Origin of the sequence: Pseudomonas sp. 10-1B (genome assembly GCF_000935045.1) — a bacterium.
Lineage (GTDB): Bacteria > Pseudomonadota > Gammaproteobacteria > Pseudomonadales > Pseudomonadaceae > Aquipseudomonas.
On record NZ_JYKS01000015.1, the window covers coordinates 349543 to 364953 of the forward strand.

At 61.2% G+C, this 15411-nt stretch carries 10 protein-coding genes; 1 reads left to right on the forward strand and 9 read right to left on the reverse strand.

What is annotated here, in order from left to right; genetic code table 11:
• Positions 1-45 precede the first annotated feature (45 nt).
• The 9 genes from TZ03_RS11660 to tssB form a co-directional block, all read right to left on the reverse strand.
• Positions 46-1863, reverse strand: a complete 1818-nt coding sequence (locus TZ03_RS11660; protein WP_051097742.1) for a phospholipase D-like domain-containing protein — start codon at positions 1861-1863, stop codon at positions 46-48.
• Positions 1860-4550 (reverse strand): type VI secretion system Vgr family protein, encoded by a 2691-nt coding sequence (locus TZ03_RS11665; protein WP_051097743.1) that lies wholly within the window; start codon positions 4548-4550, stop codon positions 1860-1862. Before TZ03_RS11665 ends, TZ03_RS11660 begins: the two co-directional genes overlap by 4 nt.
• Positions 4543-7209 (reverse strand): type VI secretion system ATPase TssH, encoded by a 2667-nt coding sequence (gene tssH / locus TZ03_RS11670; protein WP_051097744.1) that lies wholly within the window; start codon positions 7207-7209, stop codon positions 4543-4545. Before tssH ends, TZ03_RS11665 begins: the two co-directional genes overlap by 8 nt.
• A gap of 151 nt (positions 7210-7360) precedes the next feature.
• A complete protein-coding gene (locus TZ03_RS11675) occupies positions 7361-7858 on the reverse strand; it encodes an Hcp family type VI secretion system effector (RefSeq protein WP_051097745.1) in 498 nt (165 codons plus the stop codon).
• Positions 7859-7873: 15 nt separating this feature from the next.
• Entirely contained in the window at positions 7874-9607 is a 1734-nt protein-coding gene (locus TZ03_RS11680) for an OmpA family protein (RefSeq protein WP_051097746.1), read from the reverse strand.
• A gap of 7 nt (positions 9608-9614) precedes the next feature.
• The gene (tssL, locus tag TZ03_RS11685) at positions 9615-10295 is read right to left on the reverse strand and encodes a type VI secretion system protein TssL, short form (protein ID WP_051097747.1); all 681 of its coding nucleotides are present in this window, start codon (positions 10293-10295) and stop codon (positions 9615-9617) included.
• Entirely contained in the window at positions 10292-11647 is a 1356-nt protein-coding gene (gene tssK, locus TZ03_RS11690) for a type VI secretion system baseplate subunit TssK (protein ID WP_051097748.1), read from the reverse strand. Before tssK ends, tssL begins: the two co-directional genes overlap by 4 nt.
• A gap of 21 nt (positions 11648-11668) precedes the next feature.
• Positions 11669-13207: a type VI secretion system contractile sheath large subunit gene (gene tssC, locus TZ03_RS11695; protein ID WP_051097749.1), complete on the reverse strand. Its 1539-nt coding sequence runs from the start codon at positions 13205-13207 to the stop codon at positions 11669-11671.
• Positions 13208-13246: 39 nt separating this feature from the next.
• The gene (tssB, locus tag TZ03_RS11700; RefSeq protein WP_051097750.1) at positions 13247-13741 is read right to left on the reverse strand and encodes a type VI secretion system contractile sheath small subunit; all 495 of its coding nucleotides are present in this window, start codon (positions 13739-13741) and stop codon (positions 13247-13249) included.
• Between the two features lie 308 nt (positions 13742-14049).
• Here tssB and TZ03_RS11705 point away from each other — a divergent pair, with 308 nt between their 5' ends.
• Positions 14050-15198 (forward strand): M14-type cytosolic carboxypeptidase, encoded by a 1149-nt coding sequence (locus TZ03_RS11705; RefSeq protein ID WP_051097751.1) that lies wholly within the window; start codon positions 14050-14052, stop codon positions 15196-15198.
• Positions 15199-15411 lie beyond the last annotated feature (213 nt).

Consider the following 15411-nt stretch of genomic DNA (forward strand, 5'->3'; position numbering starts at 1 on the left):
CGCAAGCAGCAAGCAGCATACTTATCAGCAGAAAAATTGAGCGCATCAATCAATATCTCTTACAATCCTATCCCCATAATAAAACTCAACCAAAGAGCACACAGGCATTCTTTCTAAGTTCTTACGATCCTGGTTATCTTTTAAAATTTCACCCCATGCCTTAAACGCATCCGCCGCTTTATCCTGAGCCCCTACCCCACCCGTATGCAGCCCCCACAACCGCCGCCTCAACGCCTGCGTCACACTCGCCCACTCGTAGGCAATATTCAGTTCGCTATCAACTTGCATACTCCGCGTATTGATATTCGCTGACCCGTGCGTGGTGAATACATCATTGACGATCATCAACTTCGAATGGATATACACCGGCGTCCATGGCTGCCCCGCCGGCGAGTCCGGTGCAACCAACGAACACAGGTGTACCTTGAGCCCTGGAATATCCTCCGGCCTGATCGTGCTTTCTTCGATTTCCTGAATGTGCCCATCGAGTTCCGCCTGCCATTTTTCGGCGGCGCGTTTACCCATGTAATCATTCGGCCCATCCACAGGCGGCCGTGGCGGTGCTTTTCTTTTCACCTGCTCGATGCGCAACAACTTGGTCACGCCCGGAATGGTGTCCGCACGCCCCAGGCTTTCGATCATCCGCTGGGTATTCACCGTCCCTGCGCCGATACCCTCGTCGCTGGCATTGGTGACGACGAACAGGTGCAAGGCACCATGAAGCCCCGGATCGCGTCCGCCAGCGGTCTGCTCCAGTGCGGCCTTCTTGATCGCTTCGGCCAGCGGCGGCCAGCGGAAATACTGGTTCTCGATGTAGATGAACTGCGTGGCATTGTTGACTGCCTGCAGGTACAGCTTCTCGATCTCACGCCGACCTTCCTGGGCCTGGGTGCGCAGCAACTGGCCCATCATCGACGTCCCTGTCCCCGTGTTGAAATCCAGCTTCTGCGCCACAGCAATCGCCTGCCGCGATGCCAGCAAGTCTTCGCCGGTTTCCTTGCGCCAGGCACTGGCGAAGTTGTGGTGCAGGTGCTCGACAAGCGGCCCGCTGATCTTGCAGGAGATGTCCTGGCGCGGCTGCACGCCGCGCGGGCCGCGATTGGGCGCCGGTTTGTCGTAGCCACTGCGGTTCAGCGCGGAGTGCTGGTCGGTGTCCCAATATTCATCGAGCATGTTGTGCCCCATGACGAAACCTACCGCGCAATCTGCCAACTCGTAGTCCACCAGCACGCTTTTCTGGTGATGGGTGGCGGACAACCGCAAGGTCTGGCGCATGCGGGCACTGATGGCGCTATCGAGGCTGTGGTATTTGACCTGATGGGCCACTTCGGCCCGCTCGCGCCAGGAAAAACCACGGCTGACGAACACCGGAAGCCCGCTGTCGACACGCCCGGCAGCCTCGCTGTCGGCCACCCTGCAAGCAGTGAACCACTCACGGTCAAACGCGTACTGTGCCTCGGTCGAACTCTGCAGGGCGCGGTCGCTGAGGCGTATGGGCCCTTTGCCAGGCAGGTTGGCCTCACCCGCCATGCCCGCGGCATTGAGTGGCATCTCCCAGCCGAGTACGCGGACCTGCACCCCTTCACGGGCCTTGGCCATCAGCAGCTCGCCGATACTGGGCGCCTTGCCGTCGCGGATGAAATACATCGATGGCTGGAAGCCCCAGCAGATGATGTCGATGGATTTTTTCGCGCTGGCAATGGCCAGGTACACTGCCCGGAACGTTTCCTCACCGTTCACCAACGGCTCGTAACTGGCCGGTGCCGGGTGGTACTGGGTATCGCAGACGAACCACGGAGCGGTAAGGACGCACTCGTTGGTTTCCCGCAACGCTAGCGGTACGGTGATTTCGATCTGGCTCATGGTTGCCTTTCCGGTTTCTGCAGCACAGTGGCGTACTGATCTCGAATGGAAGTGAAGGGGGATATTTCAGCTTCGTTGCCCAGGGAGTAACGGAGCATGCCCCGATTGGCCAACTCGCCTTGTCGAGGTTTTGTGTACTGCTCCGGTAGCGGTATCCGATAGGTCGTGCCGTTGACCAGCCGTACCAGGTAATGGCTGGTAACTACCTGATGCTCGACCTGAATTACCCCGGTCTCGTCCAGTACGCCTTGCTGCAGCACTGCACCATCTGCTATCAGGGTGTAAGGCATACCTGCCCAATGTGCAGCCGACGCATTGGGGGCCTGAGGAATACGCAGTTGCACCGGCTGAACGCTCAGGCGTTTGGGATAATCCGCATGATCCGCCTTCATGCTCGCCGGCCCGCTGTAGTCGAAGTACGCCGACTTGACGTTGTAATCACCCTCGGTACCTGCCTCGATGCAGCAGGCATCCAAAGTGATGTAGCTCCCTCCGGCATTGAGGATGATCTTCTTCTTTGCGGTGATGCTGATGGTGTCTTCCGTACTGGTGATTGCCAGCCCTTCGCGCGCCAGCAGTTCCAGGGTGTCGTTCTGCGCCTGGACCGTGACCGGGCCCTGGTTGGCGATCAGCTTGATCCCCAGCTTGCGCACGAACAGGCTCAGTCCCTGCCCCACGCCGATGAACAAGCGCTTGATCACGCTCACATCCGCCTCACCGCCAGCGTTGAGCATCAGGTTCTGCTGCGCTGCCAACTGCAGGTGCTTGCCACTGCTCAAGGCGATGCCATCGGGGGCACTCAGCAGCAGCACCGATGCCTTGAGTTCATCGAGTTGCTCACGCAGCAATGTCAGCTGTGCCTGCACATCAGCAGGCTCGGCCTGGCTGGCTTGGGCATCGGCGGACAGCCGTTCAAGCTCGTCGCCCGCCTGCTGCAAACGGCCTGTCGCAGCACGCATTTCCAGCACTGGGCCCTGGGCGTTGGCCTGCGCATCTGCACTGATGAACAGCCCTTTGCCGCCCCGAATGGCCCCCCACGCATCGGTGCGCAACTCAAAGCCCTCGCCCCGCTTGTCCCTGCCGGCATCCACCACATGCCCCAGGTTCAACTGGCTCTTGCCACCATGCTCGCTGCTGAGCTTGATATGTTCCTCACCCCGGGTGTCATCCATGCGCAGCTTGTTGTTCGCCGGGGTACGCAGCACATTGCGCTTGTAGTTGCGCAGGGTCACGTGGTCCGGGTGGCGGCTGTCGTGCAGGGCATGGGCGATGTAGGGCCGGTCGGGGTCGCCTTGCTCGAACGCTACCGCCACTTCCGTGCCGCAGATCAGCGGCAGGTGCAGGCCATGGGTGTCGCCAGCGTAGGGCCGGGCCAGACGCAGCCAGGCGCTTTCCTGGCCCTGGTTCCAGCTGTCGCGGTCGAACAGGAAGCTGACCCGGTAGCGGCCTTCGAGGTCGATGTGGCCGTAGGGGTCGTTGGCCTTGGAACTGCTGACCCGCGCCGGCAGCGTGCCGGCCATGTGTGGCTTGGGCAGCAAGGCCGGGCGGAAGCAGATCGTCTCCGCGTAGGGAATGGCCTCGAAACAGGTTTCCAGGCTGCGATCACGGGCGGCACGGGTGTGCACGCGGGTAATCACCGCGCCGGGGGCGAACGCTTGTGGGGCGCCGCCCGAGATCTTCAGCACCTGCCCCGGGGCCAGGCCGGCACTGCTGCTGGCACCGCTGAGGTGGGTCTGGCCGTTCAGGTAGCGCTCGTGTTTCAGGCGGGCGTAGAAGAAGCCGCTTTCGCTGAGCAGGTCTTCATCCTGGGCGTAAGGCTCGCCAAGGGCGCTGTAGGGTTCGCCGTAGTGGTAGGCCTCGCCGTAGGTGGTGGTCGCGCCGCGGGTCTGGTCGACTTCGCCGTCCAGGTAGGCGCCCGCCTCGCGGTGGTGGTACGCACGGAAATTGATGTGCTGTTCCACCACCTGGTGGCTGGCCTGCAAGGCCCACACCGCTTCCTCGCCATTGCTGCTCAAGCCCGACGGTGGGCGGCACGGCAGCTTGACGTTGAACTGGTAGAAACGCTGGTCATCATGCAGCTCGACCACGCTGATGCGCAGGCGGTCATCGCTGACCAGGCGATACCAGATGCCCACCTCCGCCAGCAGGCGGGAGATGAACGCCAGGTCGCTTTCGCCATACTGCATCACCTGTTCACGCCGGGGATACTCGCGCGCCAGCTTGAACAGGAAGTGCTGCCCCCTGAATTGGTGGCGGCTGCGCAACACGCTCTCGACGATTTCCGGTACCGACTGTTGCTGGTAGATGCGGTACTGCTTGCCACGCCCGAGCAGGGCCAGGCGAGGCTCCAGGGTAATCTGGTAACGGGCTTCATCACGCGATTCGGACAGGCGTTTGAACGCGGTGATGACGCCGTGCAAGGTACGCAGCGGCTTGACGACCGGGGCGGTGAAGCCGCGCGGTGGGGGCTTTTGTGGTGGCGCGTTGAGGCTGAAAGTAGCGTCCCGGTTGAGCATTTGCTCGACGGGGATATCCTGCACGGCTGAGGTGAACTCCACCTGGTATTGGAAAGGTTGGCTCAGCCACTCATTGCCATCGAAGGCCAACACGTCGAGAGGTACCTTCAGGCCTTCGACTTCGAGCTTGTGCTGGCTGTGGTTGAAGAATAGAGCGATCGCTTCAGACATGATCGCGCTCCAGGTCCGCGGACCGCAACGGCTCGAGCTGATCGGCGAAGTCCAGGGTGATGCCCTGGGCTTCGCTGTAGCTCATGGTCACCGCCAGCGTCGCCTGGCCGCTGGCCTGACGCTGCAGCAACTGTTGACTGAGCACGGGCAGAATCTGCTGGTTGAGCAGGCTGTCGATGTTGCGGGCACCGGTATCGGGAAGCAGGCAGGCGGCAACCAAAGCGTCTTGCAAAGGCTCGTTGACCCGGCAGTGCAACCCGTAATGACGGCGCAGGCGTGTGGCAACCTTGGCCAGTTTGATTGCCACGATCGACCTGAGCGCTTCGGCTGCCAGCGGCCGATAGATCAGCGTTTGAAAGCGCGCCAGCAAGGCAGGCTGGAAGTGCTCGCGCAGGGTCGGGCGCAGCAATGCCTGTAGCTCGCTGTCGGCGGCCGTGGGTTGATCGTGCAGGTACTGCTGCAGCAGATCGCTGCCCAAGTTGGAGGTCATCAGGATGACGGTGTTCCTGAAGTCGATCTCACGCCCTTCGCCGTCGCGCATGAAGCCCCGGTCAAACATCTGGTAGAACAGGTTGAGGACATCGCGGTGCGCCTTCTCCACTTCATCGAGCAGCACCACGCTGTAGGGTCTCTGGCGTACCGCTTCGGTGAGCACGCCGCCCTGGCCGTAACCGACATAGCCAGGCGGCGAGCCTTTGAGTTGGCTGACGGTATGCGCCTCCTGGTATTCGGACAGGTTGAGCGTGATCAGCGACTTCTCACCGCCGAACAGGCTATCGGCCAGCGCCAGAGCGGTTTCGGTCTTGCCCGTGCCACTGCTGCCCACCAGCAGGAAGACGCCCAAGGGTGCCTGGTCATCGGTCAGGCCCGTTCTGGCTGCACGCAGTCGCTGCGCCAACGCGCTCAAGGCGGGAGTTTGGCCAATCACCCGCTCGGCCAGTTGCTGCTCTAGCGCCAGCAGGCTGGCCTGTTCGTCCTTGAGCAAGCTGCCCAGCGGCACGCCGGTCCAGTCGGCAACCACTTCGGCGATACTGCGTGCGGTCACATCCAGCGATAGCAGCGGTTGGTTACCCTCGGCGTCGCTCAACTGCTGCTGCAACGCGGTGCATTCTGCCGACGCGTTCGGCAGTGCCTGGCGGGCGTCGAGTAATTGCCGGGTCAGCGCCAGCGCCTGCTGGTATTGCAACTCCAGAGCGGCCTTGTCGAGGCCCAGTTGAACCTGCTGCGCCTGAAGCCTGGCCATGCCTTCGTCATCCCCCCTGCCATTGACCCGGGCATCCTCTTCCAGTGCCTGATACTCCAGCGTCAACGCAACCTGCCGGGCCTTGAGCCGCACCAGCGCCTGTGGTTCGCAGTCCAGGCCCATACGTACTCGGGCGCTGGCTGTGTCGAGCAGGTCGACGGCTTTGTCGGGCAGGTGGCGGCCTGTCAGGTAACGACGGGACAGGTTGACCGCAGCCTGTACGGCGGCATCCTGGATGTGCACGCCATGGTGGCTGGCATAGCGAGCCTTGAGCCCGCGCAGCATGAGGCAGGCATTGGCATCGTCCGGCTCTTCCACCTTGACTCTCTGGAAACGCCGTTCCAGTGCGGCGTCGCGCTCGAAGTACTGCTTGTATTCGCTCCAGGTGGTCGCGGCGATGGTGCGCAGTTCACCGCGGGCCAAAGCGGGTTTGAGCAGGTTGGCGGCATCTGCAGCGCCTGCCTGGTTGCCGGCGCCGATCAGTGTGTGGGCTTCATCGATGAACAACAGTACCGGCGTCGAAGACTGCTGCACCGCGTCGATGACGCTTTTGAGGCGTTGCTCGAACTCCCCTTTCACCCCCGCCCCCGCTTGCAACAGCCCGAGGTCCAGCGTACGTACGCTTACCGGTTTCAGGCTGTCGGGGACTTCGCCTTTGGCGATACGCAAGGCAAGCCCTTCTACCAACGCGGTTTTGCCGACCCCCGGCTCTCCCACCAGGATCGGATTGTTCTTGCGCCGACGGCTGAGGATGTCGATGACCTGGCGGATTTCATCGTCCCGGCCGTAAACCGGATCGATCTGCCCCGCCGCCGCTTTGGCGGTGATGTCCTGGGTAAACCGTTCGAGTACCGTTCGCCGGGCAAGGTCTTGAGTGGGCGCCTGATCGGCACCTGCATTCCCCGTTGCGCCTGGCTTCTCGATCAACAGCGCCTCAGCGTCAGGGCGTTCGTCCGATGCCTGATCGAGGGCCGGCGCCAGCTGCTGCAGCTGCGTCGCACTGATACTCAGCAGTGGCCAGGCAGCAGTGCACTTGAGCAGGCTTGGCGCCTCCAGCAGCGCCCCCAGCAAGTGAGCGGAGCGCAGTGTGTCGCTGTCATCCTCCAGTGATGCCCGCAACCACGCGTTGGTAATCAACTGCCGCAGTTCACTGCTCAGGCGCGGCTTGCTGCGCACACTGCATGGCAAGGTATCGAAGTAGTCCAGCAAACCTTGCCACAGCGCATCCAGGTCCCAGGCGTAGCGCTGAGCGATCACGTTGAGGTCACCGTGCCCCTGTTCCAGCAGCTTCAGCAACCAGTGTTCGATACTGATCAGCGCATGGCCGCGGCTTTGGCACAATGAAGCCGCCGCGGTCAGTGCCTGGGCACAGAATGGGTTGAGACGGCGAAGCAGACGAGCGGAGTTGTGTGCCATACGGAGCGTCCTTGGTATGTGTACTCGACAAAACCGTCAACGCACCTGGCGACAACGGGCCTGGGTGTGTTCGGCTGAACATCCGCACACGGAGGCTCAACCCAAGACACCTGCGCCGACAGGTGGCAACCCACCTGCCGGTAATGCGCTATCAGCCTGCAGCAGCAGGGCGTTCATTCCAGGAATCGGAATGGATGATGTTGCCGTCCAGGTAAGTCCAGGTGATCTTTTCGTAACGCAGCTCGACCACTTCCAGGTGATTGTGTTTCTCCTTGGACGGGTCCTTGATGTCGTGCATTTTTGGCGAGACGTTCACCACTTTGACGTTCTCCAGCGTGGTGTTGAAATACTCGACCTCCTGCCCGGCATCGTTGATTCGATACCACTTGAACTCGGCGCTCTTCAGCGTCTGCCCGGTGGTAACCGCCTTGTAGAGGTACGGGGTGGAAGCGTCGATTTCCTTGTTGAACACGAACGGGGTGTGGATGCGCGTGCCGGTCAGCCTGCCGGTGTTGTTGTCAGTCGGGATGTACACGCAGTGTTCCTGGGCGATCACCTCAATGGAGTCTTCGCGGCCGCCGACATTGACTGACCCCTTGAGGTCTGCACCGCCGTCATCCTTCAGCCACAGGTAAATGGGAATAGCCATGTGAAACTCCTTTTTTCAGTCGTTGAACGCCGCTGAATGCGGCAGGGGTTGCAGGCCTGATACGGCGTGGCCCGAGGCACAGGCCCCCGGCTCCGGCACCAGGCGAATTTCCACGCGGCGATTGGCCGCGCGACCGGATTCGGTGTCATTGCTGGCCACCGGTTGGCTGGCCCCCAGGCCTTGCACCGCGAAGCAGCTTGCAGGGATGTCACTCATGCGTAGCATCCACGCATGGACTGCGGCTGCGCGGGCGCGGGACAAACGAAGGTTGTGTTCATCACTGCCAGTGGCGTCGGTATGGCCAGCGATCACGATCAGCCAACCCGGTTGCGCCTGGATGCCGAACAGGGCCTTGATCAGCACCTGAGTCGCATCGGGCCTGAGCCGAGCGCTGCCGGTGCCGAACAGCGACAGACTGTCCAGGCGCACGCTGCCGGGTTTGTCGGCCGGCCTGGGTAAAGCGGCCGGTTGACGATGGCTCGCTATCGCTGCCAGCAGCGGAGCTCGCAGCGAGCCACCCTGATACAGGCCCAAACCCAGCGCCCAAGGCTCACCGTGGCGGTAGTAGCGGTCCAGGCGCTGTGCGTGCTGATGCAGCACAGCCACCGCCGCTTGCCGTTGCGCAAGGTCGTGCGGCTCCATTGCTGGGCCGATAGCCTGATAGCGACGCAAGTCATCGCTGACCTGGCGCATCAGCAATGTGTTCTGCCAAGCAGAGCTCATCAGTGCGGCAATGCCGGCAAAAACGAACAACCACACCCCCAGCACATGAGCCTTGAACCGGTCACGATTTGGGGCATGCCCCGGCAGCAGGTGCAGCAGTTCGTCCGGGAAGCGGGGCTGGACGTCGGGCGCACGCTGCATGGTGTCGCTTGCGGCTACACCCACTCGCTCGCAGAGCCAGCGCTGCCAGAGATTGTTGGCCACGGGCGTGTCCAGGGCCGGCGTCGAGGCGATGGCCAGGGTGACCGGGGGCCTCGCCGGGGCGTGACCTGGGATCGTCTCGGTCAAGGCCGGGACGACCCACTCAGCCAGCCATTGCGCAACGCTGTCGAGTTGTACGCAAGCCTGCAAGCGTGCCGGCTGTAGCGAGACGTCGCTGCCTGAGCGCTGCCAATCGGCCAGGCTCATGCAGGCACCGCCCTCACGTACGTTAGGGCTGGCACACCCTGCTTCCCAGCTGAACCAGGCGCCTGCCGCCGCTGCCTCTGGCAGGTAACTCATCACCATCAGCGGCAAAGCCAGCCCACGCTTGCGAATCTTCGCCACTTGGTAGCCGAAGCTGCGCACTTGGTTGACCAGCACCGCCGAGTCCGAGTGGCTGGCGGCATCCACCACCAGCAAGACGCCAAGTTGTGCGGCCCACTGCGGCCTTGCCGCCAGCAGCTCTGCGGCGACCGTGGTGAGTTGTTCTGCACCCGCTACCGGTAGATAGCACCCGTGCGCGGTCACGCGCAGCGCCAACTGCTCGTCGGCTACTGGGCCGAAAAGACCGCTCAGGCCATCCCCGCACACCAGCAGCACCGGATACCGGTATGTCACCGGCGGCAGGGCTGCCGCACGCCGCAGCATCCTCTCGCTCAGGTGCTGATCGATGCGCAAGGCACGGCGACACTGCAGCGCAACGAAGGCCACGCAGGCCAATGCTGCAATCACGCGCCACCCCATGGCCATCGGCACGATCGCCACCAGCACCAACGCAAGTGAACCCGCCCAAAGCCACAGGCCCAGCCTCTGCTTTCGCGTCATAGGCCCCTCACACCTGGCCCGCCAGGAGCGCGACGACAGCCCCACCCAAGGCCCGGTCCAGCCCCCACCAAACGCCAGCGAGCAACGCCAGCGCGGCTATCACATGGATCAAAGATGACGGTAGCCAGGGCATGGCATCACCCCTGCGCCGTACTTCGGCCTGGGTAATAACGGCACTGGTAATGCCCAACGGCGCGACCCGAGCAGCCAGTGCTTGCACCAGTTGCTGCCGCTGCGGGTCAGCGATGTCGCGATAGCGTCCCAGAAATCCGAGCATCAGCACACGGTGAAAGGCCGTCAGGACGTGAGGATTGGCTGCGGGTTCACGCAACACCGAGCGCATGTCTTCGTAGAGGAACTCCCCCGCTTGATGACGACTGAAGAACCTGACCTGCAACGTCTGCTCTGCCCAGGCTGCGTGCGCTTCCCCCTGGGCATGGCGCAGGACGGTTTCATCGAGCAAGGCGCACTGGGCATGGCTGATGAGATCGATGCTGCGCGCATCTTCTTCGGCGTGCCGCAGTGCCGCCTGTACGGTCTCTACCTGTCGCGCGCACAGTGCCCAGAGTTCGGGGCCACTGCGCACCGATGCGCCACGGCACAGTTCTACGACCAACAGGTAGGTATCCTGCAGCAACGCGTCGATGCACAGGCCACGCGTGATGGGTGGTTGCTGAACCGGGCTCATTTGCGCAACACCGCGAACAGTTCAAGCCTGGCGTCGGCGAAGGTGCTCGGCGCGTACAGTGCGCATACCCCGTGGGCCAACATTGCCCGCCCCTTCGCATGCGCAAGATCGAGGGCGAAGTACTGGTTCTCCAGGCGCAAGGGAATGGCAGCCGGAACCTGGCTCAGTGGTTGAAGAGGAACGCCATCGAGTGCGGCATTGACCAGATGATCGACATCATCCGGCGCCCCAACCTTGCATAAGCTGGGGAACTGGCTTTGCACCTGAGCGGCAGGCAATGCACTGCGTACCGAGAGGTAGAAATCAACGCCCTCCGGCTCACGCAGGCGTGCATCGTTGAGGGTGACCTGCCAGCGGTTCGCCCCCTTTGCCTCGAGCACCAACGCCACCACCCGTGATGGCAGGCTCGCCTCCAGCAGGGTGGCAATGGTACGCATCAACGGCGGCAACACCGCTTCCAGGTTGCTGTGCTGATAAGCCGGTATGCAGTCGAGATCGTGATCCAGCGAGAAGGTCAGCAGGCTCCCGGTCAACTTGATCAGTGTCTGGTACACCTGTTCCGGGTGGCGCGCCGGGTAGGCTTGCAGGTCAGCCAATACCGGCTGGTAGGCGTTCAAGGCATTGAGCAGCCAGAAAAGCGTCACATCGGCAACGGCAAAGTCGGCCATGCGCTGGTTGCTTTCCCGACGCATGCCCATCAGGCGTTCGCGCTTGGCGGATAGCTGGGTGAGCAGGTTATCCAGTTGAGTCAGCAATCCGGAGTGTGCGCAAAAGCTGAGCAGTGGCGGTATGTAGCTACTGTCCAGCGCCCAACTGCCTTGGGCATCGCGCACCAACCTGGCCACGGGGCAGGTCACGTAGTCAGCGTTGTCGTCATCGACAAGACGCAGGCTCAGCGCGTGTTCGAGCACCCCGACCGATTGTGTCTCGTCACCGTAGATATCCTGTATGTCCCGCCATGCCTGACGGTAGCGGGTCGGGCGCTCGACCCTGCCGCCCTCGAACAGGCAGTTGCCGCCGTTGGCCTGCTCAAGCGGCAAGGCGAGCACCACCGTGGCATCCGGGCTGCCTTCGGGGAGCACCCGTGACAGCTCCAGCGCCGGTGGTAGCGGGTCCAATCGCTCACTGTCGATCAGGGTGCCGTCAGGCATGCACAGGCACACTCGACTGGCCTTGAGCTTGCCAAGCTGCAGCGCATCCTTGTCGAAGGCTATCGCCTGCAGGCCCCAAGGATGTACAAGCGACTGACGTGAAACGCACAGGTTGGCCCACGCCTCCAGGCGCGCCTGCTGCTGGAACTGCTGCGGGGACAGCAAAGCCCCCGAAGCCCACAGGGGACGGTCGATATTCAAGGTAACGCTCCTGCTGTATGGCTACGATTTGGCTTTTGGCATCTGCGAAACCAATGACAAGTTGATATCCATGCCTTCGACCTGGAAGTGCGGCACGGCGAACAACTTGACGCGGAAGAACCCAGGGTTGTCCTCGATGTCTTCGACAATCACCTTGGCCTCACGCAGTGGGTGGGAGGCCTGCAAGTCATCACCCGGGTCGGTCATTTCGGTAACCAGGCTTGCAACCCATTTATTCAACTCCAACTCCAGCAAACGACGGTCTTTAGTCGTGCCGATGTTTTCGCGCTGAATAAGCTTCAGGTAATGAGCAATGCGTGAAAGCAGGAACACATAGGGCAGCCGAGCATTGATACGACTGTTGGCGGTTGCCTCTGGAGTATCATAAACCGCGGGTTTGTGCGCAGAGTTGGCCGAAAAGAAGCAGGCATAATCGCGGTTCTTGTAATACGACAGCGGAATCAAACCCAGGTTGGAAAATTCGAACTCACGTGTTTCCGGAATCATCACCTCCGAAGGTATCTTGACTTGGTTACCAGTCCCAAGGTCATAGAGGTGTATGGGCAGGTCGGTCACTGCACCGCCTGACTGCGGGCCACGGATCTGCACGCACCAGCCATTTTTGATAAAACTCTTGACCATATTCGCAGCAAAGGCGAATGACGCATTCACCCACAGGTACTTGGCGTGATCGGGTCCTTTTACGCTTTCTATGTAGTTGAAGCCGCGCACCGGTTTCGTATCAGGCCCATAGGGTAAGCGCCCAATGACGCGCGGCATGCAGAGACCGATGTAACGTGCATCGTCACTGGCCGCAAAACTGTGCCATTTTATATATTCAGCGCGCTCCATGTAGTTGCCAATATCCTTGATGGCAGCAACTTCCTCCATGCTGACCTTGCCGAAGAATGCAGGCCCTACCGAGCCCAGAAATGGCATATGGGCCGCCGCCGCCACTTTTGAAATACTGCGCAACAACGCAATATCCTGAGGGCTACGATCAAATTCGTAGTTGGACACGGCCGCAGCGATGGGCTCACCGCCGGGTGTGTCGTATTCCTGGGTATAGGTGTGCAAATACAGGCCGCTTTGGGCGATTTCCGGAGCGTCTTCGAAATCCTGCAGCAGATGCGCTTTGCTGATGTCGAGCAACTCGATACGCACATTCTGGCGGAAATCGGTCTGATCGATCAGCGATTTCGCCCCGCACCAGGTAGCCTCCACGTTCTGGAAATCGGGATGGTGCATCACGGCGTCGAGCTGGCGACTGATCTGCGCGTCCAGTGAAGCGATGTGCTCATCCAGTAAGGCCCTGTCCAGGCGGTCGATTTTCGGTGCCGCGCTTTTGAGCAGATCCAGAAATACACTCATGGACGCGGTGACACGTTCGTCAGGGGTAGCCTCCGACAACGCATCCAGGCTCTGAAAAGCTTCTATGCCGCCTATCTCATCAAGCGGCGTGAGGTTGATCTTGTCGAAAAGCGCGTGATAGACGCCGCGACTATTTTCAGGCAATACGGTGGTGCTGTGCGATTGCACAGAAGTTTGCTCTTCGGGCATGTCTTACTTCCTGTACATTGAAACCAAGGTAATAGCGCGTTAGCGCGAGGCAAGCGCTGATAGTTCATTGCGCAAGGCGTCACTGAGCGCTTCATCCTTGAGAATACGCTCCAGCTCGAAGCGGAAGGTCGCGTTATCCAGCAAATTCGCTTTCAACTCGCGCAACAGGTTGCGCATTGCCAGAAGCGCCCGCAATTGGGGCAACTGCCGCGCCACCTGCTCCGGCTCGAAGTCTTTCATGCACTGAAAACTCAACTCAACGGTTGTGTCACTGCCATCATCAGCAAGCGTATCTTCCACGGCAAGCCTGAGCGTGGGTGAAAAATCGGCCAACACATTATCGAAATTATTCTTGTCAATGTTGACCTTGCCGCGCTCTGAAAGCGGGCGTTGTTCCCTGCCATTACTGTAGTCGCCCATCAGCACGAGCTTCAGGGGAAGTTCGAACTTCCTCTGAGCACCGCCGGTATGCAAGTCGAGCTTTATATTTACACGCGCCTTGGGCACTTCGTTCTGAAAGCTAGTTGAAACCATGTTCCTCTCCTTCGGCATGAGCCACCATTTGCGACGACAACAATGACCTACGCCCGAACCGATTTCCACCCCGAACGAACAACTCAGAGCAATCTTACATTCACCTGTAAAACTTCCTACAGACTCAGCCCCATAATCGTGAAACTCGGCGCCCCACTATCACATTTAAGAAATGCAATATATTGATAAGAGTCAATATTCTGGAACGCTCCGCTTTGAGGAAAACTGCCAATACGCTGAGCACTACCCTCGCCTTCCAACCGGTGTACAGTACCCCCACAACAAAGCCCCCAGAAGGAGCCCGGCACATGACCGTGACGCTGTCCCCCCTGCAGATCGACTGCGATTTCGACTCCGGCAACATCCAGGTGCTGGATGCCAGCAACCCAGCCCAGGTTCACCTGGCCATCCGCCCGGACACCCACAGCGGCCACTACCAGTGGTTCCACTTTAAGGTCAGTGGGCTGACACCTGGCCAGGCCCATCGCTTCAGCCTCGACAACGCCTCCGGCTCCTCCTACAAGAACGCCTGGAGCGGCTACAACGCCGTGGCCTCATACGACCAGCAAACCTGGTTCCGCGTACCCAGCCAGTTCGACGGCACCGCGCTGTCGTTCGAGGTGAAAGCCGAGCAACAACAGGTCTGGTTCGCCTACTTCGAACCCTACCCGCGCGCCCGTCACAACCAACTGATCGAGCGCGCCCGGCAATTGCCGGGGGTCGAGTTGCTGGCCAGCGGCCGCAGCGTACAAGGCCGCGACATCCCCCTGCTGCGTGCCGGTGATGGCGCCGCGGGCAAACGCAAGCTGTGGCTGATTGCCCAGCAGCACCCGGGCGAACACATGGCCGAATGGTTCATGGAAGGCGTGATCGAGCGCCTGCAGGCCAACGACACGGTGATTCAGCAATTGCTGGCCAAGGCCGACCTGTACCTGATCCCCAACATGAACCCCGATGGCGCCTTCCTCGGCCACCTGCGTACCAACTTCAAGGGCAAGGACCTCAACCGTGCCTGGCAGGACGCCAGCGTCGAGCTAAGCCCGGAGGTGTTCTTCGCCCAGGCGCAAATGAAGCAATACGGGGTGGATGCCTTCATTGACGTGCATGGCGACGAAGAGATTCCACACGTGTTCACCGCAGCTTGCGAGGGCAACCCGGGTTACACCCCGCGCCTGGCGAAACTGGAAGAGCAGTTCCGCAGTACCCTGTCCAGCCTGACCCACGACTTCCAGACCGTGCATGGCTACACCCGCGACGAGCCCGGGCAGGCCAATACGACGCTGGCCTGCAATGCCGTGGGCATGGCGCATGACTGCCTGTCACTGACGCTGGAAATGCCGTTCAAGGACCATGACGATGCGCCGGATGCGGTTACCGGCTGGTCGGGGGCACGCTCGAAGGCATTGGCCGGGGCGGTGTTGGAGACGTTGGCGAAGATGGTTGACGATTTGCGTTGACGCTTGCCCGCAGGCTGACCGCAGCCTTGTGTCGCGAAAGGGCTGCAAAGCAGCACCGGCAATTTGTGCAGCGTTGCTGCAACCCCGGGGCCGCTTTGCGGCCCTATCGCCGACAAGCCAGCTCCCACCTCGGCCGCGTTGCCCTCGCGCCATGTGCAGTACCTGTGGGAGCCGGCTTGCCGGCGATAAGGCCCTATGCGCTGACCGCATATC